At 62.8% G+C, this 2,635-nt stretch carries 2 protein-coding genes; both read left to right on the top strand.

Annotation, left to right across the window (positions count from 1 at the left end):
* The first annotated feature begins 176 nt into the window (after positions 1-176).
* Entirely contained in the window at positions 177-1,700 is a 1,524-nt protein-coding gene (istA, locus tag AC1Q5P_RS21745; RefSeq protein WP_081628012.1) for an IS21 family transposase, read from the top strand.
* Positions 1,697-2,542 carry an IS21-like element helper ATPase IstB gene (gene istB, locus AC1Q5P_RS21740; RefSeq protein ID WP_006949666.1) on the top strand — a complete coding sequence of 282 codons (846 nt, stop codon included), beginning with the start codon at positions 1,697-1,699 and terminating at the stop codon, positions 2,540-2,542. Before istA ends, istB begins: the two co-directional genes overlap by 4 nt.
* The last annotated feature ends 93 nt before the right edge of the window (positions 2,543-2,635 follow it).

Genomic DNA, 2,635 nt, shown 5'->3' with positions numbered 1-2,635 from the left:
TGCACAGCGACATCGCAGTTGAAGGGTCAGCGACATCGTAGATGACGTGTGGGGGGAAGCGGAGGCCGGGCGTAGCCCGGACGTAGCTTCCCCCCACACGGGCGCGGGTTTCCCCGTGCCGTTGGCGGCGACAGCGGTCAGGATGGTCCGATCTTCAACGCCAAGAAGAGGATCGGATGCCTGGCCGTCCCATCACCGACCAACAGCAGAGGTACTACATGTCCCTTCGTCAAAAACACCCGCAAAAAGCGGCCGCCGCCATGGCGGGCTTTTCCACCAGCACGGGCTACCGGACAGAGAAAGATCCCCGGTCGCCATCGGAGCGTCGCCGGGAGCGACGTCATGGCGGCGGCAGGCCAGATCCGCTCGCCGAACTGTGGGATAAAGAAATCGTGCCTTTGCTCGAGAGCACGCCGGGCCTGAAGCCCATCTCTATTCTTGGGGAGCTGGAGCAACGCCACCCCGGTCTCGATCTAACACCAGCCCGCAGGACCCTGGAACGCCGGATACGGCTATGGAAGGCCGAGTATGGACCAGAGCGTGAGGTCATCTTCCGGCAGGACCATCCGCCAGGCCGACAGGGCATGTCGGATTTCTTTGACGCCCGCGATCTGAAGGTCACCATCTCCGGCAATCCGAGCCCGCACCTGATCTATCACTTCGCGCTGGTCTATTCCGGGTGGGAGCATGCCGAGGTCGTGCTGGGAGGAGAAAGCTTCACGGCGCTGGCCTGCGGCCTTCAGAATGCGCTGTGGCAGCTTGGCGGCGTGCCGCACGAGCATCGCACCGATAGCCTCTCCGCGGCGTTCGCCAACCTGGAGCAAGATGCCCAGGAAGATCTGCGGACCCGCTATGCCGCCCTGTGCGCCGATTACCAGATGGAGCCCACCCGCAACAATCGCGGGGTCGCCCATGAGAATGGGTCCATAGAAAGCCGTCATGGTCACCTTAAGGATCGGCTCGATCAGGCACTCCAGTTGCGCGGGACACGTGACTTCGCCTCCATCGAGGACTGGCGCACGTTCCTCGCCCAGATCGTGGGCCGCCACAATGCCCGGCGGCGCGATGCCTTGCGCATCGAAGCTGAGCACCTGCGCCCGTTACCTTCACGCCGCAGCTGCGATTATGATGAAGCTACGGTGCTCGTCACCTCATCGGGCGGCTTCGTGCTGCGCAAGGTCTTCTACACCGTGCCTTCCCGGCTCATCGGCCATAGCCTGCGAGCCAGGATCTTCGATGACCGGATCGACCTTTATCTGGCCGGGCAGCCCATCGAGACCCTGCCACGCGGGAGGGCGCCCGATCGCGGACGGGGCGGTCATGACCACGTAGTCAATTATCGGCACGTGATCCACAGCCTGCGTACCAAGCCCCACGCGCTGGCAAACCTTGTCTATCGCGACAAGCTCTTCCCTCGCAGCGAATATCGCCGCTGCTGGGATGCTCTGGAGGGTGCGCTTCCCAAAGCCGCCGCATGCCGCAGCATGGTGGGGCTGCTGTGGCTTGCGCATGACCAGGCCTGCGAGGCTGAGCTCGCCGCGACCCTGACCGGCATACTCGATGGCCAGGGTTTACCCGATCTGAGGGATCTGCAGGAGCGCTTCCAACGCCCCGGCAAAGAGCCGGCCGATGTGGTCGTCGATATTCCCCAGCCTGACACATACGACGATCTGCTCACCGCCAGGGAGATGGCCGCATGAGCATCACTGTCGACACCGCCCAGCTGCCCATGTTGCTTGGCACGCTGCGTCTGCCCACCATTGCCCGTCTCTGGCCGGACTTCTGTTCACGAGCGGACAAGGAGGGGTGGCCGGCTTCGCGCCTGCTGGCAGCCTTGGCCGAACTGGAACTCGCCGAACGCGAACAACGCCGGATCCAGCGCCATCTTACAGAAGCACGGCTGCCTCCCGGCAAGACCCTGGATGCCTTCGACTTCAGCCTCGTTCCCACCTTGAGCAAGGCCCAGGTCATGGCTCTGACCCAAGGAGATGCCTGGCTCAAGGCGGGCCACAATCTTCTGGCATTTGGTCCGCCCGGTGCCGGCAAGAGCCACGCCGCAGCCGCCATCGGCAACGAGCTCGTCGCGCGCGGATACCGGGTCTTCTTCACCCGAACCACCGATCTCGTCCAGCGTTTGCAGGCCGCACGTCAGTCCCTGACCTTGACCCAGGAGATCGCCAGGCTCGACCGCTTCGACCTGCTCATCCTCGATGACCTGTCCTACGTCCGCAAGGACCAGGCAGAGACCAGCGTCCTGTTCGAACTCATCTCTGCCAGATACGAAAGGCGCTCCATCATGATCACCGCCAACCAACCATTCAGCGGTTGGGATTCCATTTTTTTGGATAAGGCAATGACTGTCGCTGCCATCGACAGGCTCGTTCACCACGCCACTATCCTGGAAATGAACGTCGAGAGCTATCGCAGGCGATCCGCCCTGGCCTCAGCGACATCGCTCCGCGACAGTGCTCCTGATCCAGCGACATCGCCCAGCGACATCGAAACCATGCCAGCGACATCGCTGCGCGACAACGCCTCTTGATCCAGGCCAACCTCGTGTGACACTATCCCCAACGTCACCGCTGACACATCACCATCAATGTCGCTGACCAGTCACCGACGATGTCGCGCTACA

This window comes from Novosphingobium sp. GW835-FHT14H07 (genome assembly GCF_058793515.1).
The sequence above is the reverse complement of the archived record's forward strand: the minus strand, read 5'-3'. Positions and strand labels throughout refer to the sequence as shown.

Coding starts and splice junctions, on each gene's coding strand:
- istA (WP_081628012.1), top strand. CDS start 177: ATGCCTGGCCGTCCCATCACCGACCAACAGCAGAGGTACTACATGTCC.
- istB (WP_006949666.1), top strand. CDS start 1,697: ATGAGCATCACTGTCGACACCGCCCAGCTGCCCATGTTGCTTGGCACG.